Below are 23,357 nucleotides of genomic sequence, written 5' to 3'. Positions count from 1 at the left end.
CGGCCTGGGGATGACTATAACTTATCTACCAGCGCATGGAAAAATACCAGAAAAATTGCACTTCTGCTTATCATTGTTCAAATATCGAACAACTGGAACGGTTTCTGGCTTGTCTTTGAACCAGTAGCCGGAGGCTTGCGAGTCGTGGTGATTAAGAAAAACCTCGGCTGCGCCTCGTTTTTAATCATTTTTGTGATTTTTGTTTTTGAATTTTTCTTTCTCTTCTATAAATAAGTGTCCCTTCTTTTTCCGCAGCACCAGCATAATCAGGCTGAACAGGCTGACGGAGAAGCTTACTTGGCAATCACTTAGCTGCCTGAGTCGCCGACATAAAAAAAAGAGAACCGCATTTTCTGTGGCTCATTTTGTCCTTATAAACTTTTGCTTTTCAAATGCCTTATAGAAACCTCATGTTCGCCCAATATACCTTTTATGTGTTTCGCTTCAGCAACATCGTTTCGGATAACCTTCTCTAGTAAACTCGTTTTTTCGTTTACATAGTGTGTAAGTGTTTCGAATTGCTGAACAGTTTGTTCCCTCAATGACGTTACTCCCTCGGCAACCGTTTTAATCTGGTTTTGTACCTCCTCCAATAGTATGCGGTTTCTACCAACTTCGGATTTTATCGTATTTATTTCGCCTGATAGGTCAGCTCTCGTTTGTGTTATTTCGCTTGATAGATCAGCTCTCGTTTGTAATATTTCGTTTGATAGATCTGTTCTCGTTTGCAATATTTCGTTTGATAGATCAGTTCTCGTTTGTGTTATTTCGCTTGATAGATCGGCTCTCGTTTGTGTTATTTCGCTTGTTAGGTCAGCTCTCGTTTGTGTTATTTCGCTTGTTAGGTCAGCTCTCGTTTTCTTAATTTCACCCATTAGCTCATTCAACATTTCTAAAACCTTTTGCTCTACCATCTTCTTTCATTCCCCTTTGTAATTGTTAGTCCTTCAACCTCAATAACTTGATTACACTATTGTATAATTAAGTTAATTTCTCACCGTAATCTTATCAAAGATATTCATTAAATCCAACCCAATTCTTTCCACGGCGCAGTCAAATCTTCCTCTCTAGGCGCGGTTGTGCTGGCAACAGTTAAACTTAGCCTCATCTTTTTCTGATTCTAATATTAGATTCCCTCGGAACGCTGTTTATTCGCCTACGGTCAAAGCCATCTATTTCTTCTCAAAGTAAAGCTCCGGCAAAACAATTCTAACCTCGCGCTCAGTATTTTCTTTCTGCCAGTAGACAATAAATCTTATCTTAGCTGTCCTCGGCACATAATTCTTATGCCTCAGCGACTCTATTTGTTTTAAAAATTGTTTAGAGAATCTGACAACTGCTTGTCCCTTGGAATTATTACAGCCATTCTCGTCAAAAGCAAGGAACTCCCCGCTCTTCAGCTCCTTAATCAAATGCGGATAGTAAAGGAAAAAATCCAGCTGAACATCCCGATGGGATAATTGCATGACCAATTCTTGAGGTGGCAGATAGGTTTGGGAATCAAGAACCACTTGCATCCCCTCAGCTTTAATGGAATCCAAATAGGTCCCGTTATCGTAAAGGGTAAGATTGTGTTTTGCCCTAGTCATCCCAACATAAAGCTGGCGTTTCCCCTCGTTCGTTCCAGGGTTGAATTGGTCCAGCATCAGAAAGACATTGTCAAACTCTCGACCTTTAGCCTTGTGAATGGTTGACACAAAGATCGTTTCCCTAGTTTCGCCAATGAAATCTTCCAGCACGGATTCGCGGATAAAGATCTCCAGGTCAGATTTATACTTATACTTCGGATTCTCCGCCTCAAACTCTTGGATCAGATTAAGACAGCTCTCTAAATTCAAGCTGCTGCCAAACCGCTCTGCCAATTTCCGTTTGGCATTTTCCCAAAGCTCATCATGGATGATATAGACATCGTCAGCCAAATTGAGGCGGCTCAGAAAATACCGGATTTCTAAAAGGTTATATAGATTAAACCCTTCATTGGACTGGATCAGCTTGGCCTACCTGCCGTTCTTGATGAGCAGTCCGGCAATCTGTAAAGCTTCTTCATTCCTCTTCGTCAAAACACAGGTGCTTCCGATCAGCCCTTCGGCGAGGATGTCCTTGACTAAGGGAGTAATCAAGTGACGGCTTCGATAGCGGACCCGTTTAAGCTTGCCATTATCACTCTGGACAGCCATAATGGGCGTCTGCTTTAACCGGTTCGTAATGCGCAATAAAAACCGGTTGGTAAAATCGACGAGATTGCGCTTACTCCGGTAGTTTTCAACCAGTTCAACCAGCACGGCATCTGGTCCCGTAATCAGGTTTTCCATATATTTGGAACTTGCACCCCTGAATTCAAAAATATTCTGGTCATCATCCCCTACGGCAATGACCCGCATCCCCTCGTTCTGTTCCATTAAAGCCTTGACCAAGGCAAATTCATGGGCATCCATGTCCTGGGCTTCATCAATAACCAAGACCGTTTTCGTAATCCTGCCCGGTTCGACTTGTCCGTTCTTGATCCGCTTAATTGTTTCCTGAATGATCTCCCCTGACTTTTCCAGTGATCCAACTCTTCCCAATAAGTTTGATCCAGTTCTTGATCGCCCAAAGATTCAGAATGGTTTTGAGCTTATTGGGTGAGACATCTGCACAGGCCGACGCTTCAGCCTGCTCATTCAGCTCTTTGAGGTGAATGATTTTTTCCTCATCGCTGATCACTGTGAGGAGAAATTTTTCGATTTGCCCATAGGTCTTCAAGATACTCAGGGAATTTTTCTTACTCTCCTTTTTCTTAATAAAGGCATTCAGGTCTTTGGAATCTGCTAAAATCTTTTCATCCCGCAAAAGACTGACAATCTGGATGACTTCCTCTTTCACAATCCCCAAATGATCGGAGATATAATCGATCCTGGCTTCCGCGACTTCATCACTGGAGCGTCCTTTGCTTTTACTGGAGATCAGTTTCTTAATGATCCTCGTGGCCTGTTCCTTTTGCGTTTCACTAAAACGACTGGAACTGTTAATCTTTTTGTTGTAACTCTGAAAATCGTAATAAATATCCATCTGGGTCTTGTACCAATATTTCTTCAAACACTTGCATTTCTGAGTCTATTCTATATTCACTAACAAAAGGTTCTTTAAAGAATTTTATATTATTATTACTTAGATTTAATATAACATTCTTTACATCACCTACAAAAAATTGAAAGTTAATCCCTCTTCCGAATGGATATTCTGTAATTCCTGTACTCCAACTTCCGTTAACGCCTTCATCTAGCATCAATTGAACACCATCAAGTGAAATGAAAGCAAATTTATCTTCTTCTCTTTCATATTCTACTTTAAAACCAAGTGTATCAATATAGAATTTTTTAGATATATTGATATTACTTACAGATAATTCAGGAACCATTTTATTAAAAATCATCTTTAATCAACCCCATTCTATTTTAATTTGAAATTCAATTGTAGTTTGCTTATATGTTAAATACACTATAAATTTCCATATAATGATATATTCAAATGAATATAGGTTCTCTTTAATCCGATATCTTTGTATAAGCATGGGCTACATTACTTTGAACCATGAAGTTTTTGATTTTTACTGCTTCCTTATCATTTTCAAACAATTGTAACCATTTGAACCAATACATATAATTACTGATATATTTAGTTGCAACACCATTAAACCCATCCATCCACTTTTTTAACTTGCTGTGTACAATCTCCCCCTATTGTAAATATAGAATGCTATCATCTCTATTTCGCATCTGCAAACTACATATCTCCATAATCCTTCTATAAATTAGCCCAAATTTCCTCCTAGGCACACATTTTAATGAGGGGAATCATAAATACAGCAACTTCTGATTATCCTACTAACTGCTCCAAACCTATGCTTCTGAGAACTTCCAATTATTAGCCAACTTGTACATTGTTTACATGCAGAGAACAGCGAACCCACAATTGATGGTTCTCTGTTCTCTGTTATTTATAACTGAAGTCGGGGGCTTTCGTCTACGCAATCGTAAATTTTGAAGGGACTGAAGATTGAAATCTATCAGTTAGTGTGTTATTATACTGGTACACTAGTTTACTAGAAAAGAGATGATAAGATGCATTTTCAATCGGATAAAGCACCAATATATTTGCAACTCATTCAAAGAATAAAAGCAGATATTATTTCAGGACGATTAAAGGCGGGAGACAAGATGCCCTCTGTCAGAGATATGTCAGAGAGCTTTAAGGTTAACCCAAACACAATTCAAAGAGTCTTATTAGAGCTTGAAAGAGAGGGTATTACTTATTCTCAAAGAGGGATAGGAACCTTTGTAGTCGATGGAGATGAGCTGCTAGAAACCTTAAGGACGACGCAGGCTAAAAAATACACCCATCGATTTGTGAGCGAAATGAACGAATTGGGCATGAAAAAAAGTGAGTTAATGAAGTATCTGAAACTAGAATTGGAGGAACACGAAAATGAAAATATTAGAAGTTGAATCTGTTGGAAAAAAATATTTTAAAAAGCAGGTATTGTTAGGGATTAACTTAGTCATCGAACAAGGTAAGATCGTTGGGCTATTAGGCCCGAACGGTAGTGGGAAAACAACCTTCTTAAAGATTCTTGTGGGGTTGATAAGGCCAACTGCTGGGAGTATTAAGATATGCGAAAATGAGATCGGCTACAAAACTAAAGAACTCGTAGCCTACCTTCCAGATAGTGAGTTTTTATATAGTTGGATGAAGATTAAGGATGCTAAAGACGTGTACATAAGATTCTACAAGGACTTTAATAGCAAGCGCTTTGATGATCTTTTAGAGTTCATGAAATTAACGAGCGATATGAAAGTTACAAGTCTTTCAAAGGGTATGAAGGAAAAACTCGCTTTGGCCTTAACTTTGGCAAGAGATGCCAAGCTCATTATTCTTGACGAGCCATTAAACGGGGTTGATCCAGTGGCGAGGGAGCAGATTTTGGTGTCGATTTTAAAGGCCTTTAACTTTGAAAGCTCAATGATTATAACAAGCCATCTTATTAACGAAATGGAAAGTATGTTGGATGAGGTTTATTTCTTAAAGGAAGGCAAAGTGGAACTTCACGGAAATGCCGAAGAATTAAGAAATGAAAAGAAAATGACTCTGGACGAGATCTACAGGGAGGTTTTTGCATGTTAATTCGACTACTGGGTTATGAGATCTATAAAAAATGGAAAGTATCAAGAAATATTTTGGGTGGCTTCATCGTTTTACAGGTGCTTCTATTATCAATCACTAGGGTTTTCTTTTGGAACGATGCTTTGTCAAAAATGGTCATGGGGATAGGGGACAATGGGCAAAATGGAAGTTTCACTTTAGGCTTAATTTCTTTACTGTATTTTGGTATTGCAACGGGGCTATTTTTCTTGCCAATAATTGAAAATATCTATCGATTTGAAAAGGATTTATCAGGAAAACAAGCAGTACTTGAACTCATGATACCCATAATTTCCTGGAAAAAGATTCTGTCCAAATTGATTGTTATGCTTTTATCGACCATAGTGTTCCAAATGACTGCAGCACTTTCCATCATGGCCTATGTTCTTGTAAATTCCAATTTCAACAAAGAAATCGTAGATTCAACTCTTTATAATGCCAGGATTATAATATCTTCTCCAGGAAAAAGTTCTATTGTTGCGCTGTATGCAATTTACATCTTAGCATTAATCTATATACTTGTTATGTTTTGTATAGCTTTTTCAAAGTCTATAACCCACAAAAATCGGATTGCAGTTCCGATCGGTATAAGTATGTTTATTGCTTGTATAGCTGTTTTTATAGTTGCAGCGACACAAATTGTAAAATTTCCTATTGTTGAGTTTGATCTGTTTGGAATAGAGGAATCTTTAAGCTCACTAATTTTTGTACTATTATTTGGTGGTTCACTTTTCTTAGGCTCTTCTTTTCTGATGGAAAATCGAATAGAAAATTGATTTCACAAGGCGTTATAAGAAGTCGTTTTCTGGGGAAGAGTCTATATCGAAAGACTGCATCCATATCGATGATGAATTGCGCCCGTTCCTCCTTTGGATACCTAAAAGAAGCACCGCCTGGCTGTAGTTTAAATTCGGATTCGAATCCGAATTTGAGGAGGTAGGCTGTCCGGTTCCGTACTCTTTGAAGATACGCATCAGTTTATTTGCCCTGCTCTGGGAGAAATCAACCGACTCCTCCAGCCACTGCCCCATTCTACATACTTGAGCAGGGCCTAGGCCTCCGCAAGCCAATACCCCCAGGTTTTTTTTCATCCCTTTCATCTGACTTCCCTCTCCCCTCATGCGGATACCCCTCATGTATCCAATAACATCATGCACTGCGTATCGGATGCCGAAGCACTGTTTTCAATTTCCCCGGCGCTATCTTGCGGGGGTCGGAAATGTATATCTCGTGATGACGGCGGGTGTCGTCAATATCTATGATAAAGCCGTTTTCTATGGCGAAACCGTCAAGCGCCGCTATCGTGGCAGGTTCATCATCATACTGTAATGGACGTGGAATCTCGGATGGTACACCACCAAGTAGTTTTGTAGCTAATTCCAAGCCGCTCCAAACGCTCTTTTGTGGCAGCGTTGGAATAAGATATTCGTAGAACGTCCCGTATTCTCGATGACCCTGAGTAGTAACTTTACATATTCGAATATACCGTTAAACAATATCAGTCTCCTTGGAACTTGGTAGAGGTCAGTTTATAGATAGTCTTCTAATTCTTTTACGACCTTTTCTTTTAATGGAATACTCAACTCACTTACCTCACTTTCTCCTGCAGCCTAAGTCAAAGATGCTGGTGAATTTGAACAACCTCACTCATAACCTATGTGTTCAAGCCCTCACCTGTGACAAGCAACCTCTGTTTCGACTCAATTAATTCGCGAAAACTGCCTGACTGTTGAAGAGAAAGACGACTTTGTTGGCCGAGAGTTTGATCTAAGCGGCTTTAATATCCTTTTGCAGGACGGCGATTTTGCGGCTGAGGCGTCGCCATTCTTGGCAGCGTCCAGTTGCTCCTGTAAAGTCTTGATACTTACTTGTGCTGGCATAATATCCTTTGCTCAAGTCAAGAAGCGGGTATACCTGCGTAAACTCGTTCGGGTGCGCCGCATCCCTTCGAATATCATAGTTTTTGGCTGTCACGGTTTCCCCTGAGGCATCTTTTATGTAAAACGACCTACACTGATGGTACGGCGCTTTGCCTTCTGTTGTGTAGCGGATCAGCGTTTCTCCGTTCTCTGTTACAATGTCATTTTCTGCTTGGTGGCGGCGAATTGTTACGAACGAGGTCTACATGATTCTCCGGCTCAAACAACGGGATACAGAAGGCTTCGATCTAGAGATTCTACAGCAAATAGGGGTTGCAGTGGATGAGTTGGTCGTGATGCGGTGTGAGCTGGCTCGGGTTCTCCGGCTATTACCAATTGATCAACAACAGGTTGTGATCGACGTGGATTTGTTGGGGGTTAGTTTGCTGGAAGTTGCTGAACGGAACCAGAGGTGCAGGAGCGTCTGGGTGAGCATCCCTATCTTTGGGAGCAAGGCGAGGAAACCCAAGCTTATGCGTGTGCGTTTTTCATCTGAGCCTCTGAAGACTAATCTTTAAGGCTGCAAAAGTACTCCTGGGCAAAGCAGTTACCGGTCTGGACTTTTACCCCAGCAATCATCGTACCGAGATTTATAACAAGGGAAGTTACCCGTATTTATAGGCCCATAAAGCTACTGGAAACTATTACTTAAAGACCCATGAGAAAGCATCCTTGTGGCCACTTAGGCATACAAAGGATGCTTTCTCATATAACGTTAAATGCTCATCTTATGACGTTAATTCACTGTATCAACAGGACGCGCCTCAATATACCCTCTATACCCCAACGGAGCAAGTTGAAATCTCGGTGCTGTTTCAGGTGCCCATTTATATCCGTAAATATTGGGGTTGAATTTCTCAATGTGCTTCCAAATTTCGCCGATAGCCTCCATAAAGTCATCGTCGTTATAAGGTTCTCCTTGAAAAACCATCATCTTGCAAGGTGGCAACTCGATCAGATCATATCCATCAGGGACAGCATTATTGTAATCAAGCGGCAACTCCACACCCTGCACATATTGGGAAGTACCATTTTTTATCAGGTCTTCCGGCAACCACATTCCAATGGGTTCATACATTGCTTCTTTAACACTGGAAAGCATAGACCACACATCACAGCCGACTTCTTCGCAGTATGCAAAATACTCTGTTGCTTTAAATCCTCGCTTTAGAAGCACCTTTCTGGCAGGACGTTCTATAATTTGCACAAAGACTGTTTTGGTTGCTTTTTTCTCACTCATCTTCATTCCTCCTTTATGAAATGCTCGGAAGGTATCGAAAACTCTTGCAGGCATGAAAAGTTGGATAGGCGGAGTGTTTAGACTATATCGTTTGGGGGGTAAGCCAAACTCTTTTGAAAAAGCACGAGTGAAGCCTTCGTGAGAGTCAAATACAAAATCCAAGGCAACATCTATTATTTTTCGTTCCTCATCACGAAGAACAAGTGCTGCTCTGGTTAATCTTGAAGCACGAATATAATCAAAGGACGTTCTTCCCGTTATCTCTTTAAAAATTCTCGCCGAGTACCATGAAGAATATCCAGCCGCATTTGAGAGTTGCTTAAGTGTGATTTTTTCATATATATGGGCATCAATATAATCCTGCATTTTCTGAACTGCCATTACTGTTTCAACCTGATTCATTTTCTCACCCCTTTGTAACAGCATAAATCAAAAGGAGCAATAATTCTTGACCTGGATTGCTAAGTTCAATCGCAGAGCCTCAGATCTATAAAGTTTAAGCGCTAATTCTCTTTATAATTCAATAAATTAATCTTTGTATAGTCGTATCGCTAAACTCCCCATGAATGGCAATAAAATCAACTATAGGTACTTTATATACTCCCCCCTCTTCCATAATTCCAGGCCAAGGGAATTATAGTGCACGAGTAGTGTTCATTAATTCCGTATGAACTCTTTTCAATAATTCCGGAATTTCTAAAGTCTGTGGGCAATTTTCTGTACAAATTCCACAAGACACACATTGATCCCCACCGGTACCGGTTGGTACCAAATTGCTTTGATATACAACTGCGTCTATTACATGTGATTTCATAAGCTGTTGGCTGTTATATAGCTTAAATATATCAGGAATTGCTACACCCTGTGGACAGGGCATACAGTATCTACAGCCGGTACAGCCAATGCTCTTTTTGGCTTCATAAGCCTCACGTATCATTTCAATCAAATGCAAGTCCTCTTCTGACATAACATTTGCTGCTGCATCTTCAAAAATTTTCAGATTATCTTTTAGTTGCTCTAGAGTGCTTGTACCGCTCAAAATTACGGATACTTCTGGCATGTTGTAAAGCCACCTAAAACACCATTCTACTAAAGAACGCTTTTCCGGATATTGATTAATTAAATCCTCTACCTCCTTGGGCACAGTATTGAGGATATAACCCCCTCTTAGGGGTTCCATTACAACTGTCGCTAAGCCTTTATTTGCCGCATATAGCAGGCCTTCGAGGCCCACTTGTTGTTTCACATCTAGAATATTAAGCTGAATTTGAGCCATCTCCCATTCATAGCTGTCCACAATTTCTTTAAAGGCCTCTAAGGTATTGTGAATAGAAAAAGCTTTATGAGCTATTTTCCCCTTTTCAATCATTTTATCTAAGAAAGTCAGACCATCAAATTTCTTGACCTTCTCCCAATGTCCATGATTCATATTATGCAGAAGATACACGTCAATATGGTCTGTTCCAAGTCGTATTAATTCTTCATCCAGATACTTTTCGAAATCTTGATATTTTTCGATATTCCAAATAGGACTTTTCGTCGCTAAATAAATTTTATTTCTATAGCCATCTTTTAAAGCTTTTCCTGTTATGATCTCGCTATTTTTGTAAATAAATGCGGTATCAAGGTAATTCACGCCATGATCGATAGCGTAACGTACCATATCAATAGCTTCTTTCTCATCCGAAGGAAACCGCATGCACCCAAGTCCAAATCTAGATACTTTCATCCCTGTTTCCCCATATTGTACGTATTCCATTGTTTCAACTTCTTTCCATTTTATTCCGCTTACTCGATTTAGAAAATTTATCTGCCGCATATCCTGACCAAGTACGCAAGACCTGCTATGCAAATCATGGCATTTTTCCTCTTAGTATATCTCCACAGCCAAAATTTAAAAACTCCTAGTAAGATATTTCGATTATACATCTTAGAGTTGACTCAAGGTCAAGAATTAATTTATTTCCCTAATATCATACAAAATGGCCACCTGCGATTAATTCAAGTGGCCTAAGACAAAAAGGTATCAATGATTTGAAATACATTCGCAAGGCCAGCATAAATGAGGGCCTTGCGAATGTATTTCAAATCATGATTGAGGATATTGTGACCGCAAACATATTCCGACCCATAGAGAAACTTGGCGAAGTCAACCATAGAATTGGAGTGAAATGAACTGCCAACGCCCTTGATACCGCCGATATCAAGTATTTTTCCACTTTTCCCTCCTTTAAATACCTTCAATCTTCTCACTGACAAACCTCAGACGACCACCTTTTACTGACCAGACCGATTCAGCCTAGGCAATTGTATTGGAAGGAGACTTACTGGATTTGCAAAGAATTACGATCTTCTTGTCTCTTCGAAAGCTATGAACGTTTCTCGAAAAGCTTCAGCGAAGATTGGGAAACGGTTCAAGACGAATCAACTATGATCGTATCTGTGAGGACTTCCGACAAGGTTAAAGCCTCCTGCGTAGGATAAAAACTACGACACGAGGCTTTAACCTTGTCCGTATATGAAAATCAATCAAACCTTCCTGGATCCACACCAATTAGCCCCATAACCCCAAGTGCAACTAAACATAAAAGGAAAATGGCTAGAAATATAATTCCTGCTGTAAACAATTTTTTATATGCAAGCCCTTTATGTTTTAAAACAGCACCCGCTATCATTAAAATTGCCCCCGTAACAATTGTGATAATAGGTAACCATGAAAAAATTAAATACGTTAAAAATTCAAATTTAGACAAAAATCAAAACCTCCCTTATATAGTTTCTTTACTAGTTTGTCTACGTTTTGACCCCCTAAAAAGGTTAATATCCAGTATTTTGGCGGGTTCCGAGATTTTAAGCAAAAAAAGAATTCTCTTTTGACCTTCGGTTATCTCTGTTCTTTGATAGACCTTACCATCTGTCGATTCGTATTCAATCAGATGCATACCTTCCAGTTCCGAGCGTAATTGGGGCCAAGTTTCCTTAGTGTTAACCTCTGCGATTCTAACGAGGAGAGGGGATAACCAACACAGTAGGACATGCGCTCGTATCCGTTCTTCTTTACGATGATAGACTGGCCGTAGTACTATATAGAACTAGAACCATTACTCTTTTCAAAGATATGAAATCCATTCTAAAATGGAAGTATACGCTACTAATCAATTTGTAAAGTAGACGCTGAGCCATAGATAAAACTGCCATAATCAATGACAGCAAAAACGATTATGGCAATATTTTCTCAAAGTAAAGCTCTGGCAAAACAATTCTAACCTCGCGCTCTGTGTTTTCTTTCTGCCAGTAAACTATGAATCTTATTTTAGCTGTTTTCGGCACATAATTCTTATGCCTCAGCGACGCAATTTGTGTTAAAAATTGTTTGGAGAATTTGACAACTGCTTGTCCCTTAGAATTATTACAGCCATTCTCGTCAAAACCAAGGAACTCCCCGCTATTCAGCTCTTTAATTAAATGCGGATAGTAAAGGAAGAAATCCAACTGAACATCCCGATGGGATAATTGCATGAGCAATTCTTGGGGGGGCAGATAGGTTTGGGAATCAAGAACCACTTGCATCCCCTCGGCTATAATGGAATCCAGATAGGTCCCGTTATCGTAAAGGGTAAGATTGTGTTTTGCCCTAGTCATCCCAACATAAAGCTGGCGTTTCCCCTCGTTCGTTCCAGGGTTGAATTGGTCCAGCATCAGAAAGACATTGTCAAACTCCCGGCCTTTGGCCTTGTGAATGGTCGAAACAAAGATCGTTTCCATATTTTCGCCAATGAAATCTTCCAGCACAGATTCACGGATAAAGATCTCTAGGTCAGATTTATATTTATACTTCGGATTCGCCGCCTCAAAATCTTGGATAAGATTAAGACAACTCTCTAAATTCAAGCTGCTGCCAAACCGCTCTGCCAGTTTTCGTTTGGCATTTTCCCAAAGCTCATCATGGATGATATAGACATCGTCCGCCAAATTAAGGCGGCTCAGAAAATACCGGATTTCCAAAAGGTTATAGAGACTAAACCCTTCATTGGACTGGATCAGCTTGGCCTGCCTACCGTTCTTGATGAGCAGTCCTGCAATCTGTAAAGCCTCTTCATTCCTCTTCGTCAAAACACAGGTGCTTCCTGTAAGCCCTTCCGCGAGGATGTCCTGGACTAATGGAGTAATCAAATGACGGCTTCGATAACGGACCCGTTTAAGCTTGCCATTGTCACTCTGGACAGCCATAATAGGCGTGTGCTTCAAACGGTTCGGAATGCGCATTAAAAACTGGTTGGTAAAATCGACGAGATTGCGCTTGCTCCTGTAGTTTTCAACCAGTTCAACCATCACGGCATCTGGTTCCGTAATCAGGTTCTCCATATATTTGGAACTTGCGCCCCTGAATTCAAAAATATTCTGGTCATCATCCCCGACGGCAATGACCCGCATCCCCTCGTTCTGTTCCATCAAAGCCTTAACCAAGGCAAATTCATGGGCATCCATGTCCTGGGCTTCATCAATGACCAAGACCGTTTTCGTAATCCTGCCCGGTTCAACTTGTCCGTTCTTGATCCGCTTAATCGTTTCCAGAATGATCTCCCCTGACTTTTCCAGGGATCCCACTCTTCCCAATAAGTCAAAGCAGTAGGAATGAAAAGTTTTGATCTCGATGAAGTGGGCAGGATTGCCGATCAGCTTTAACAAACGCTTCTTGAATTCCGTAGCAGCCGATCTGGAAAATGTCACCATCAGCAATTGCTCATGCTTGACATCTTCCATTAACAATAGAGACGCCAACTTATGCACCAGAATCCGCGTCTTACCGCTTCCCGGTCCAGCGGCGACGACAATGGTTTTCGATTCCTTATCATTGATGATTTTTAGTTGGGTCGGTGATAATTCGCCAAACAGTTGTTTGAACTTTGAGGGTGTAATGTTTCGTTTGATTTCCTCCTGACGGCTGCCCGGAAAATATTTATGCAGAAAGGACAGGTAATTCAACTTAAAATAATCATCCACAAATTGCAGGGCCTCTTGATAATTCCTGATCATTTTCCGGGCATATTCTCCAACAATATGGATTTGCTGGACTTTATTCTGGTAATACTCTTCCAGTCTCCGGTAATCCTCTACTTTGTAACGCTTTTTGTTGTCCTTCTCCAGACGTTCAATCGTCAGCGCATTATAAACCACCATAAAGCCGCCCTCGATCTTCAAGGCTTCGATTCTGGAAAGATGAAAAAGTGCATCTTCAATCTCTTCCGTCGTCGCGCTACTCCGAAAGAGGGTAGATCTCTTGGAGTATTTATCTTTCAATTCTAAAACAGAAAAAGCAACCGGCACTTCCTCCTGACTGCTTTCCTCCGTACCGGAGTCTGCTTTGCTTAGATCATAAAGTTCAGCCAAAATAAATTGGGCGATATCATTCCGTTTTTCGAGCTTTGCTGTCAAGGTCTCTGTATCAAAAAGCGTAAGAACGGCAAGGTGGTTTTTAGAATGGGGTGTCGTCTGTCGTCTGATCCAGTTTTTGATCGCCCAAAGATTCAAAATGGTTTTGATCTTATTGGGCGAGACATCTTCACAGGCCGACGCTTCAGCCTGCTCATTCAGCTCTTTGAGGTGGATGATTTTTTCCTCATCGCTGATTATGGTGAGTAGAAATTTTTCGATTTGCCCATAGGTCTTCAGGATACTCAGGGAATTTTTCTTACTATCCTTTTTCTTAATAAAGGCATTCAGGTCTTGAGAATCTGCTAATATCTTTTCATCCCGCAAAAGACTGACAATCTGGATGACTTCCTCTTTCACAATACCCAAATGATCGGAGATATAATCGATCCTTGCTTCTGCCACTTCATCACCGGAGCGTCCTTTGCTTTTACTGGAGATCAGTTTCTTAATGATCCTCGATGCCTGTTCCTTTTGCTTATCACTAAAACGACTGGAACTGTAAATCTTCTGAACGGCCTCTTCGGCATTTTTGGCCAAAATACTGTTCGCGTAGAGCCTCGGGCTATTCTGACCTCTTTTCAGATAGCCTGCGTTTTCCAAGGCCGCAATTGCCGTGGTCACTCTGGTGCCAATGTCCATGATGCTATCATCCCAACCGGCCTTGCGGGCAATCTCTAAGGTGGATTGGGATGCCTTTGCCCGTGTTTTGGTGATATCTTTAACAGCCTTCCAGACCTGCTGAATTTCCTGGATACTCAGCTTGGTCTGATTCAACATCACAAAATGCTTACTCAGGTCATCGTCATTAAACAGCACAAAACAGGCGGCCGAAATAGTTTCGTCCCGTCCTGCTCTTCCTGCTTCCTGAATGTAATTTTCCAGGGAATCGGAGATGTCGTAATGAATTACCAGACCAACATCTTTCTTATCCACCCCCATGCCAAAAGCAGAAGTGGCTACCATGATCTGAATCTCTCCTCGCATAAAGAGATCCTGATTTTCTGTTTTCTCCTGCTTGTCCATCTGACCATGGTAGGCTCTGGCCTGATAACCGTCTTGGGTTAATCTTTGCGCCAATACTTCTGCTTTACGGGTACGTGAAACATAAATGATCGTCGGACAATTCTTTTCTTCGATCATATTCCTAAGGGTGTTGTACTTTTCCTCCTCATCATGCTTTTCGAACACCTCATAATGAAGATTGGTCCTAGAGGCATTGGAACTAAAGACTTCCAATTCCAGAGATAACTTTTCCTTGAAATAATCCCGGATATCTTCGATCACCTTCTGCTTGGCTGTCGCCGTAAAACAAGAAACAGGAATTCCTTCTAGAAGACTTTTCTTTTCCTGAAAGCTTTTGATAAAGTCCCCAATATATAAATAGTCCACCCGGAAATCTTGACCCCAGGATGAAAAACAGTGAGCTTCATCGATCACGAAACGGACCACATTTCTCCCTAAAAGCAAACGTTCAATAGTCTTGGAACGCAAGGATTCCGGCGAGATATAAAGGATCGAGGCTGAACCATTTTCTACTCGTTCCAAAGCTTTGGCTCTTTCGATCGGGTCCAGCAAACCATTAATCGTCACACCATCTGTGATATTCAATTTTTCCAGGTTATCCACCTGGTCTTTCATCAAGGACTGCAATGGGGAGATGACGACTGTCAGCCCCTTGGTGTTGATCCCGCTCATTAAGGCCGGCACTTGAAAGGTAATGGACTTCCCGCCACCGGTAGGAAAGATGGCCAAAAGAGATTTGTTATCAACGGCGGCTTGGACGGCCTTCTTCTGCAAAGGTTCCCCGGCATAGGTTCGGTAATCAGCAAAGCCGAAGAAACGTTTCAGCCCCTGATGAACGTCAAGCGCCTGATCGCAATACCCACAGCCTGTCAGGCACGGGCTGCTTCTTAATAAAAACATGATCCGTTCTACTGCCGGATAGTTCTTCAAAACCCAGGGCGGCGTAATGGAATATCGGTTATCGGTATTGATCAGCGCCAGACAGTAGGACAGTTCGATGGGATAGTCTACGATTATCTTGGCCAAATCACTATTTTTACAGATTTGGGAATGAAACTTTTCACGAATCACTTTTTCGAGATTGATATGATCTGCTTGATAGCCAAGGAAATGAAAGAAGGAGAAAAACTCCTTTTGGTCTCTCAAGAGCTGATAATAGATTTGTTTTAAATCGGCATCTGCCTGCTGAAAAGCTGCAATCTCATCAAAGAAAAGGTCTTTTGCTTTGATGGAATCATTCAGCGGATTGTTAGTGTCTTCTGTTTGCAGCTTATCGTCCTTGAGTAGCTTATGATAAGGTTTGGCTGGGAAAAGAAGCGGCGAAAGAAACAACGTATCAATGATATTTGCATCCTCAAGGCCAGCATAAATAAGGGCATTGCGAATGTATTTCAAATCATGATTGAAGATATTGTGACCGCAAACATATTCCGACCCATAGAGAAACTTGGCGAAGTCAACCAAAGAATTGGAGTGAAATGAACTGCCAACGCCCTTGACACCGCCGATATCAAGTATCTTTCCACTTTTCGGTTCAATTTCGATATCGATAAAGACGATGGGTTTCAGGTTCGTTTCCTCCTTTAAAGACTTGGTGGTTTTCTCCAGGCAAGATAAGGCCTTCGGCTAATAATGACCCATTAACTAAACCACTTTCGATATAATCAGTTTGCTCCAAAGGAAAGGTGCATTAGAAGCAGATAATATGGATGATGGGTAGCCGGATTTCCTTATTACTGCAACTATATTTATACCAGCTGTTATGCCAGTTCTTATTTATTTCCCCAAATGCGAAGTCCCTTAACCCTACCACTGTGATCAACATAGAATTTTGTAGATGCGAGCACTTCCTGGTACTTAGCCGGCATTGCAATACCTTTACTTATCGACGGCTGAACAATGACCATTTTTGCGGAAAAGTACTTGTTCGTCCTTAACAACCTTTTCAGTTGTTCAAAATCTCCCTTATGAAGAATACACCTACCACCTTTTCGCCGTTCAACAAGTTTTTGCAATAAAGTTGACTTTGATTTGAGCCATATTGTGGACTTTACTGCTTGTTGTGTTACTTCATAGATATCATTAACACCACTATTAAAGTTTTGAGCACCCATAGCTTTTACATGATATAAAGTAACGTCTATCGAAAATTCTTCTTCTGATACCGTTAGAAAATCAGCAATTTCGCCAGTTCCATGATCATATATGAGGTAATGAAATGACGTATCTCCATCAAACATATCCAGCAACGCAGCATGAATTGATCTCCCTGTTTCGGTGGGATCTCCACACTCGTTTCTTATGTCAGTATTATATGCCTCCCAGTCTACAGCATCAATATTGTTCAATGAAAAAGCGATGGCGTCCGGATTTCCTGTGCATATTTCATTCCCAACAATTAGCGCATCATTTGTAGTCTTAAATTGTAACGGATTGTCATTAAGATGTTCAACGAGAGATACCCTATTTCTTCCATCCTTGATATATATCTGATTAAGCTCAGACTTGTATTTGCCATTAATATCACATGATAAATGCTCCACTATGCTATCTATACTAGCCGTAAACTCGATCTGTTTTTCCTTGACATTATCGATTTTGACAACTACATCAGTTAGCACGTAATCAGTCAAGTCCCCCCCTAAAAAGATTGATGGAGGTGACAAATAAGTTTTGTCAGAGAAAAAGGTAAAGAAAACAGAACTCGGATAATTTTGTAGCCTTTTTGGTATAGGTAAAAGGTCATAATTTGTTTGAGTTTTTACAATAATACCTTCATCTGCAATCTTTGAGCCGCATTCATTGCACCATGCCACGTATTCTGGTATCTTCAAATATAAACTGCTCCATATTTTGGAGCCGCTGCTGTACCCTATCGTAACTGGAACGTTATCCTTGTTCGCTTTACAAAAAGCATGACCAGCAGATCTCATTTTTCCTGTGGTTTCATCAATTGAAGATGCAGTATTTGACCCTGCATAGATCCTATATGATTCTCCATCCTCAGAATATCTGTTCTGCATCCCCGTATTAAAGAACTGATAATCTTTCATGTTGCCCAAAACTCGGTGCATCTCATTTCTTGGAATTTTCTCATACAATTCAGAGAATGCCTCTGCTATTTCTTCATAATAAGCTTCCGTTTTATTTTGAGAATAAATGAACAAAAGTGATGTATCCGGCTGATAGTGGACAATATATAAAAAATTCTGGACGTCCAACGCTTGATCCCCTTCAAGCCAGACTGGACCAGTTTTCATTGCAGCAAGACCTATAACCGTATTATCTGCATAACTACGATAGACATTATCTTGCACTCCACATGATTTAGGGAAAGCGCCTTCTATGTCGAAATTAGAAATATGGTACACTTTTGCATGGCAATTGGGCCTGATATTATGTAGAGAAACAGTGTCATCAGATGATTTTTCGACATCAGTTATTCTTGAATACTCTTTTAAATTGTTTTTCACACTTTCTTCCTCATGTATTTTTCGCTCACTCATATCAATTATGATCTCTTGCCACACAGCATCGCTTGCGTACATTTTGTAATTTTCAATAACAAGATCATTATCATTCATTGCAATGAACTTTGCTTTGCCGATATTATCAGCATTTGTTCGGGCAAATCTTCCGATAAACTGCAAAGTGCTAGCTAATGATTTGTGGGGAGCATGTACAGCGGCTATTTTAAGATTTGGAAAATCGAAACCTTCACCTAGCATATCAACACAAATCAAACCATCGATTTCCTTTAATTTAAGCGAAGCAATTGCACGTGCGACAGTATTGTATGTTGTCGAGCTATCAATTCTCTTAAGCCTGAGTTGAGTAACACTGCTGTATAATTTCTCAAGTGCCTTAGCGCTATCCTTTGTATCGGTTCTAACCATTAAATAATGGTCAAATCCTTGCTCTCTGTCGTTTATTAGAACTCTTTCTGCTTCAATGGCTATAAGATCATCTTTTTCTGGTGCCTCTTCAATTGGAATATATGTTACTTCTCCAAATATTCCATCCCTATATGCTAACGACAATGGGTAGGTATAAATGTTTTCGCCCCTAATTTCTTTTCTATCCATCCTAAACGGAGTAGCTGTAAATAAGATTGTATTAACATCTTTCATGTTGTTTAGTATACTTTGCCACGTTTGAGCAGGTACATGATGTGCTTCATCAACGATAATGTAATCAAAAGAAGCTTTTATCTCATTTTCAGATAAAGACAGCGCAACCTGCGGCGTAGCCACAACGACATCAGCACTTGATACGTCTTCTTGTAATTCCTCAGAAAACTTGTTCTTAAGCTCATAGGTGCGTGGTGGAACTACATCCTCATGAAACACGTGGATTTTCCTGAGAGTATGCAAGTGAGAAAAGTCCTCGTATATTTGACCGCGCACCATTATGCTCGGCGTTACAATTAACACTTTATGTCTTTGAGTCACATAAGGTGCCATCATTAGCACCCCTGTTTTCCCTGAGCCAGTAGGCATTACAACAATTGCTGCACACTTCTTATTAAAGGTGTCATATGACGCTATAGCATGAATAGCTCCAATCTGAGCGTTTCGGAGGCCAATTGATTCATTGCTATCTATTGGATACCTCAAGCTATCATATGTTTCAATGAAGTAGCACATATTGACTTCCTCTTTTCCGTTAGATATGCTTTCATATTTTTTCTTGGGGCTTATCTTTATCAGCAAAGTGCACATTATTAGCCTAATTGTAACTTACGCAAGCCTCTTCCAACTTCTGGTTATGTGCATTTGTTGTCTTCTGCAAATTAAGTCAATACTACTTGCAAGGAGATGATTAGCAAATGCAATCCAATAAAACTTGTCAACTTGTTGAACAGTACCTAGGGTATCTTGTCGTTATAAAAGGCAGGTCAGAAAACACGGTTAAAGAATACCGAACGGATTTACTTATGTTTTTCAGCTTTGTAATGGCATCCCGAAACAAGCCTATAACTGACAAAATCTTTGTAGGGGTAGACTTGGAATTCATTAAAACAATATCTCTTAACGATATGTATACATTCATTGCCTATTGTCAAACTGAACTACACGCTGCTGCCGGTACTAGAGCAAGAAAAATTGTATCTATCCGTCAATTTTGGAAGTATCTTAAAACCAAGGTTCATCTCATTGATAACAATATTGCTGAAGAATTGGAGACCCCAAAACTCCCTAAAAGAATACCCAAATACTTAAGTCTAGAAGAATCAGTCAGGCTTCTAATTCAATGCGAGAAGTCTCCACGCGATCATAGCATAATAACCATTTTTCTAAACTGTGCTTTACGTTTATCCGAATTAGCAAGCTTAGATATCGACCAAGTGGATAATGAAGTTATTAGTGTCGTTGGCAAAGGGAACAAGGAACGTAGAATCTATTTGACTCCAGCTGCCAAAAAATCGATTAATAAATGGATTCAAATTCGGAGCTCCTTCGATATACCTACCAATGCACTGTTTATTTCAAGAAACAACAGGCGGATGACAACCAAAGCTATTCAAAATGTCGTAAAGAAATATGTAATTGCTTCAGGACTCGATCCGAAATACATATCAACCCACAAACTTCGCCATACAGCAGCCACATTAATGTACAAGTATGGACGGGTTGATATACGATCACTTCAGCAAATTTTAGGACACGAAAGCGTGGCCACAACCGAAATTTATACTCATATTGATGAACATCAATTGCAATCTGCTGTCAATTCAAACCCGCTTGCTATGATGTTTAACTAATTACCAAGCACATCTGCGACTAAAGTTTTAATATTTAGAAGTTTATATTTGTTCCTATATGTCTGTAAACTATACGGCACCTAAAACTCAGTATTATCAGGATGCTATTTAAATACCCCAAAATTAGAATTTCATCTCTATTTGTACTCTGCCAGTTTATTTTTCGCCTGATAACTGTTGATTTCTTAACTAGATTTACGAGATCATAATGTTTATTAAACCTAGATTGTATGGAAAGCTCAACTATCTCCGGGCTATTCTCCCATAAGATCGGATATTTTCTTTTTATAAAACTAATCAAGGCTTCTTTTTCTTTAGTATTAGGAACAATCGGTGCCATTGGAATTGCTATGGGGTCTTCTCTTTTGCTTAATTCCTCCGCGCTTGCTAATCCAAAATGGTGTATGTTGTAAGACTTGCTCACTTTCTCCTCCATAGTCAGTATATACTGACCATGCCCATCAAGTTGAATCCTGTCAAACCCAGCATAGATTAACCGCAAAGGTTTTCTGTTTTCAATCTCGTAAAACAGTTCAACTACTAGGACTGACTCATTTGCTAGCATTGGTACCGCTTTATAGTTCGACTTCTTTAAAACCGGGACTGGGTACACCTCGCCTTCTCCGCTAATAAAAAGAAATTTAATTCCGCTCAAAACTCTTCACCCTTTTCTTAGGATTTCTGAGATAATATAAACTTTGTTTATTTATCGCCAGAGGTTTACTACTATATCTCCTCCTGATATTAGCCCCATTTTGGCATAATGTATATCGGTTTCAATAATCCCTATCTGACATCGATGTCGTTGATACCTAAAATTTGTGAGGTTAGAGTTAATTTCTTACTTTATTCGCCACCATCGTCTTCTTGTAACCGATCGCAACATGATGATGCAAAATTTACTTTAAACAAAGGAATCTCCCACGTGCCGGTTTGAACTGAGAGCAGGGAATCTTTGGATTGTTCTTAAAAAAATCTTCCTTAAGAGAAACGCCCAAGGAAACTTTGATCAGCAGCAGTTAGTTCCAATCCATCTCGCTCAATGTTGTTTTTAAATATGGTTTTACTTTCTGGTCTTCAAAAAAACAAAGGTTTTGTTATCCGATAGCTCATCCATATAAATAAAATTAAGTCTATTAAACTCTTTGATTTCATCCAAATTTTCAACCGCGTTTTCAGCCATGAAACGCACCATTTCACCGCGAGCCATTTTAACATAAACTCCTTTTTCTATAACTATACTGCCGATCAGTTCGCCGAATCTGCAGGTAATGTAATTAATGTCGGCTGTCAGGTATTTCTCAACAGTTTTACTGTATTCAGTAGAAGCAAGATTCAAAATCGTGGTATCATTCTGGGTTAGGTCCCGATAGATATCATCTTTCCAATAGTCATACATATTATGACAGAAGGCCGTTTTTAACTTTGTCTGCATTTCCAATCGATAGGGTACAACTCCATCGAAAGGTTTCAATATCCCATAAAATCCAGATAAAATCCGTAGATGATTTTCTATGTAGTCAAAATAATCGTCCTCAAATACCTGTGGTGCCATGTACTTGTACTGAATGCCATCGTAGGATAAAATGGCCAGGTTTGTGTAACCGCACAAATCCATTTTTTGATAGCGTTCATAGTTCAGCCTTGCAATCTCATCGTTACAGCAAAGCAGTTTTTTAAGGTCCTCGTATGTTAGGCTTTGTAGATATTCTTTAAGCTTTTGGGCTTTTTCAAGGTATACCGGAGGATTGCGAGACGGCAGAAAATCCGCGTCCATATTCATTTTCTTCGCTGGAGAGATTATGATTTTCAATGTATTTTACATCCTTTAATATTCGCCATTAAGTTAATCCGGTTATTCTTCTAGGCTTACAGTAAGGTAATTGTAGCCGGGTAGAAGTGGGCGATTACTCCCCCACAACCCCCACAGACCCGGACGTGCGGATTTCCCGCATCCGGTTCCTCTTATTATGGTTTTGCTAAATGTTGTAGTGCATTATTTTTGGCGTTGGAAGTGGAAAATGCTTGAGGAAATCGTTGAACGAGTCCCAGTTTCTTTTACCTTTCCGCGACCGTCGGTTTAGCCACTTTAGCCATAAATGCGATACTGCGTGACGAAAAGCGCTAAGGCACTTGGCATTCCCATTAATGCCATAATACTGATAGTGTCCCTGCAGTTTAACACATAGGATTTTATGCTGATCTCTTATGGGAAGGTGCCGATTATCCCGACACCACTTTCCTATCCCTTGTATTTTGCTGCTCAAACGCTTACTTATAGTTTTCCGTCTGACAACCCAATTCCCTCTCAGACTCCGTCCCCAATAGTGGGTAAAACCCAGGAAGTCGAATGTCCTACATTCCTCATCTGGTTTTTGGTCTGCTTTCCTCGGTCGGTTGAAGGGAACTAAGCGTGTCTTCTCAGGGTGCACTGTAAGTCCGAATTTGCCAAACCTCTTGGGGAGAACCTCCATTACTCGCATGGCGTCTTGTTTATCTGAAAATCCTACTATTAGATCATCGGCAAAACGGACCATGAATACCTTTCCCGTCATACGTGGTTTGACCACCGTCTCGAACCATACATCCATTACGTGATGTAAATAGATGTTACTAAGAAGCGGCGAAATTACCCCGCCCTGAGGAGAGCCGGCTTCTGGATAACTGAGTTGATCCTTCTCCTGTACACCTGCATTTAGCCACTTTCCTATCAGCCTTGTAACGACTCCATCATTAACCCGTTGTCGAAGCATTGCCTGTATTTGTCCATGTTCGATGGTATCGAAATATTTTCGTA

20 protein-coding genes and 3 pseudogenes are annotated in these 23,357 nt (G+C 40.3%); 5 read left to right on the top strand and 18 right to left on the bottom strand.

What is annotated here, in order from left to right; translation table 11 throughout:
• Positions 1-371 precede the first annotated feature (371 nt).
• The 6 genes and pseudogenes from E4K67_RS20455 to E4K67_RS20440 form a co-directional block, all read right to left on the bottom strand.
• Positions 372-914, bottom strand: a complete 543-nt coding sequence (locus tag E4K67_RS20455) for a hypothetical protein (protein WP_135550111.1) — start codon at positions 912-914, stop codon at positions 372-374.
• A gap of 258 nt (positions 915-1,172) precedes the next feature.
• Entirely contained in the window at positions 1,173-1,919 is a 747-nt protein-coding gene (locus E4K67_RS30765) for a 3'-5' exonuclease (RefSeq protein WP_243454561.1), read from the bottom strand.
• A gap of 78 nt (positions 1,920-1,997) precedes the next feature.
• The gene (locus tag E4K67_RS30760) at positions 1,998-2,564 is read right to left on the bottom strand and encodes a UvrD-helicase domain-containing protein (protein WP_243454560.1); all 567 of its coding nucleotides are present in this window, start codon (positions 2,562-2,564) and stop codon (positions 1,998-2,000) included.
• Positions 2,509-3,048: a hypothetical protein gene (locus E4K67_RS30755; protein ID WP_243454559.1), complete on the bottom strand. Its 540-nt coding sequence runs from the start codon at positions 3,046-3,048 to the stop codon at positions 2,509-2,511. The genes E4K67_RS30760 and E4K67_RS30755 overlap by 56 nt, the downstream gene beginning before the upstream one ends.
• Positions 3,005-3,412, bottom strand: coding sequence for a bleomycin resistance protein (locus tag E4K67_RS20445; RefSeq protein WP_135550110.1), 408 nt, complete (start codon positions 3,410-3,412; stop codon positions 3,005-3,007). The genes E4K67_RS30755 and E4K67_RS20445 overlap by 44 nt, the downstream gene beginning before the upstream one ends.
• Positions 3,413-3,524: 112 nt before the next feature.
• Positions 3,525-3,710, bottom strand: a pseudogene (locus E4K67_RS20440) (IS1595 family transposase); the annotation flags it as partial.
• Positions 3,711-4,100: 390 nt separating this feature from the next.
• Here E4K67_RS20440 and E4K67_RS20435 point away from each other — a divergent pair.
• Genes E4K67_RS20435 through E4K67_RS20425 form a run of 3 tightly spaced genes read left to right on the top strand, consistent with a single transcriptional unit; the run spans position 4,101 to position 5,954 of the window.
• Entirely contained in the window at positions 4,101-4,484 is a 384-nt protein-coding gene (locus tag E4K67_RS20435; RefSeq protein ID WP_135550108.1) for a GntR family transcriptional regulator, read from the top strand.
• Positions 4,465-5,160, top strand: coding sequence for an ABC transporter ATP-binding protein (locus E4K67_RS20430; RefSeq protein ID WP_135550106.1), 696 nt, complete (start codon positions 4,465-4,467; stop codon positions 5,158-5,160). Before E4K67_RS20435 ends, E4K67_RS20430 begins: the two co-directional genes overlap by 20 nt.
• Entirely contained in the window at positions 5,154-5,954 is an 801-nt protein-coding gene (locus E4K67_RS20425; protein ID WP_135550104.1) for a hypothetical protein, read from the top strand. The genes E4K67_RS20430 and E4K67_RS20425 overlap by 7 nt, the downstream gene beginning before the upstream one ends.
• 58 nt (positions 5,955-6,012) lie before the next feature.
• On the opposite strand, the pseudogene E4K67_RS20420 reads toward E4K67_RS20425, so the two are convergent.
• Positions 6,013-6,229 (bottom strand): annotated as a pseudogene (locus E4K67_RS20420) (DUF3102 domain-containing protein); the annotation flags it as partial.
• A gap of 716 nt (positions 6,230-6,945) precedes the next feature.
• Positions 6,946-7,152, bottom strand: coding sequence for a hypothetical protein (locus E4K67_RS30745; RefSeq protein WP_243454558.1), 207 nt, complete (start codon positions 7,150-7,152; stop codon positions 6,946-6,948).
• Positions 7,153-7,303: 151 nt separating this feature from the next.
• Here E4K67_RS30745 and E4K67_RS20405 point away from each other — a divergent pair, with 151 nt between their 5' ends.
• Complete coding sequence (locus tag E4K67_RS20405; protein WP_206752219.1) at positions 7,304-7,615, top strand: hypothetical protein; 312 nt, start codon at positions 7,304-7,306, stop codon at positions 7,613-7,615.
• 218 nt (positions 7,616-7,833) lie between these two features.
• Here the strand turns inward: E4K67_RS20405 and E4K67_RS20400 are convergent, their stop codons facing one another.
• The 7 genes and pseudogenes from E4K67_RS20400 to E4K67_RS20370 all read right to left on the bottom strand — a co-directional run bounded on the left by E4K67_RS20400 (position 7,834) and on the right by E4K67_RS20370 (position 19,508).
• A complete protein-coding gene (locus E4K67_RS20400) occupies positions 7,834-8,739 on the bottom strand; it encodes an AraC family transcriptional regulator (protein WP_135550098.1) in 906 nt (301 codons plus the stop codon).
• 232 nt (positions 8,740-8,971) lie between these two features.
• Positions 8,972-10,096 carry an aldo/keto reductase gene (locus tag E4K67_RS20395; RefSeq protein WP_135550096.1) on the bottom strand — a complete coding sequence of 375 codons (1,125 nt, stop codon included), beginning with the start codon at positions 10,094-10,096 and terminating at the stop codon, positions 8,972-8,974.
• 251 nt (positions 10,097-10,347) lie between these two features.
• The gene (locus tag E4K67_RS20390) at positions 10,348-10,590 is read right to left on the bottom strand and encodes a hypothetical protein (protein ID WP_135550094.1); all 243 of its coding nucleotides are present in this window, start codon (positions 10,588-10,590) and stop codon (positions 10,348-10,350) included.
• Between the two features lie 272 nt (positions 10,591-10,862).
• Complete coding sequence (locus tag E4K67_RS20385; RefSeq protein ID WP_135550092.1) at positions 10,863-11,090, bottom strand: hypothetical protein; 228 nt, start codon at positions 11,088-11,090, stop codon at positions 10,863-10,865.
• 15 nt (positions 11,091-11,105) lie between these two features.
• Positions 11,106-11,417: pseudogene (locus E4K67_RS31605) on the bottom strand (IS1634 family transposase); the annotation flags it as partial.
• Positions 11,418-11,556: 139 nt separating this feature from the next.
• The gene (locus tag E4K67_RS20375; RefSeq protein ID WP_476728671.1) at positions 11,557-16,191 is read right to left on the bottom strand and encodes a RecQ family ATP-dependent DNA helicase; all 4,635 of its coding nucleotides are present in this window, start codon (positions 16,189-16,191) and stop codon (positions 11,557-11,559) included.
• A gap of 377 nt (positions 16,192-16,568) precedes the next feature.
• Positions 16,569-19,508 carry a DEAD/DEAH box helicase gene (locus tag E4K67_RS20370; protein ID WP_243454557.1) on the bottom strand — a complete coding sequence of 980 codons (2,940 nt, stop codon included), beginning with the start codon at positions 19,506-19,508 and terminating at the stop codon, positions 16,569-16,571.
• Between the two features lie 116 nt (positions 19,509-19,624).
• On the opposite strand from E4K67_RS20370, the gene E4K67_RS20365 reads away from it, so the two are divergent.
• A complete protein-coding gene (locus E4K67_RS20365) occupies positions 19,625-20,560 on the top strand; it encodes a tyrosine recombinase XerC (RefSeq protein ID WP_135550088.1) in 936 nt (311 codons plus the stop codon).
• Positions 20,561-20,594: 34 nt separating this feature from the next.
• On the opposite strand, the gene E4K67_RS20360 is transcribed toward E4K67_RS20365, so the two are convergent.
• The 3 genes from E4K67_RS20360 to E4K67_RS20350 all read right to left on the bottom strand — a co-directional run.
• The gene (locus E4K67_RS20360; protein ID WP_135550086.1) at positions 20,595-21,215 is read right to left on the bottom strand and encodes a hypothetical protein; all 621 of its coding nucleotides are present in this window, start codon (positions 21,213-21,215) and stop codon (positions 20,595-20,597) included.
• A 408-nt stretch (positions 21,216-21,623) separates the two neighbouring features.
• Positions 21,624-22,373 carry a peroxide stress protein YaaA gene (gene yaaA / locus E4K67_RS20355; protein WP_135550084.1) on the bottom strand — a complete coding sequence of 250 codons (750 nt, stop codon included), beginning with the start codon at positions 22,371-22,373 and terminating at the stop codon, positions 21,624-21,626.
• A 166-nt stretch (positions 22,374-22,539) separates the two neighbouring features.
• A partial coding sequence (locus E4K67_RS20350) for a reverse transcriptase domain-containing protein (protein WP_243454556.1) occupies positions 22,540-23,357 on the bottom strand: 818 nt, incomplete at its 5' end.

It is taken from the genome of Desulfosporosinus fructosivorans, from assembly GCF_004766045.1.
GTDB classification, from domain to species: Bacteria; Bacillota; Desulfitobacteriia; order Desulfitobacteriales; family Desulfitobacteriaceae; genus Desulfosporosinus; species Desulfosporosinus fructosivorans.
The sequence above is the reverse complement of the archived record's forward strand: the minus strand, read 5'-3'. Positions and strand labels throughout refer to the sequence as shown.

Excerpts from the sequence above, each read along its gene's own strand:
- E4K67_RS20425 (WP_135550104.1), top strand. The coding sequence starts at position 5,154 with ATGTTAATTCGACTACTGGGTTATGAGATCTATAAAAAATGGAAAGTA.
- E4K67_RS20430 (WP_135550106.1), top strand. The coding sequence starts at position 4,465 with ATGAAAATATTAGAAGTTGAATCTGTTGGAAAAAAATATTTTAAAAAG.
- E4K67_RS20435 (WP_135550108.1), top strand. The coding sequence starts at position 4,101 with ATGCATTTTCAATCGGATAAAGCACCAATATATTTGCAACTCATTCAA.
- E4K67_RS20455 (WP_135550111.1), bottom strand. The coding sequence starts at position 914 with ATGGTAGAGCAAAAGGTTTTAGAAATGTTGAATGAGCTAATGGGTGAA.
- E4K67_RS20405 (WP_206752219.1), top strand. The coding sequence starts at position 7,304 with ATGATTCTCCGGCTCAAACAACGGGATACAGAAGGCTTCGATCTAGAG.
- E4K67_RS30755 (WP_243454559.1), bottom strand. The coding sequence starts at position 3,048 with ATGGATATTTATTACGATTTTCAGAGTTACAACAAAAAGATTAACAGT.
- E4K67_RS20365 (WP_135550088.1), top strand. The coding sequence starts at position 19,625 with ATGCAATCCAATAAAACTTGTCAACTTGTTGAACAGTACCTAGGGTAT.
- E4K67_RS20445 (WP_135550110.1), bottom strand. The coding sequence starts at position 3,412 with ATGATTTTTAATAAAATGGTTCCTGAATTATCTGTAAGTAATATCAAT.
- E4K67_RS20395 (WP_135550096.1), bottom strand. The coding sequence starts at position 10,096 with ATGGAATACGTACAATATGGGGAAACAGGGATGAAAGTATCTAGATTT.
- E4K67_RS20400 (WP_135550098.1), bottom strand. The coding sequence starts at position 8,739 with ATGAATCAGGTTGAAACAGTAATGGCAGTTCAGAAAATGCAGGATTAT.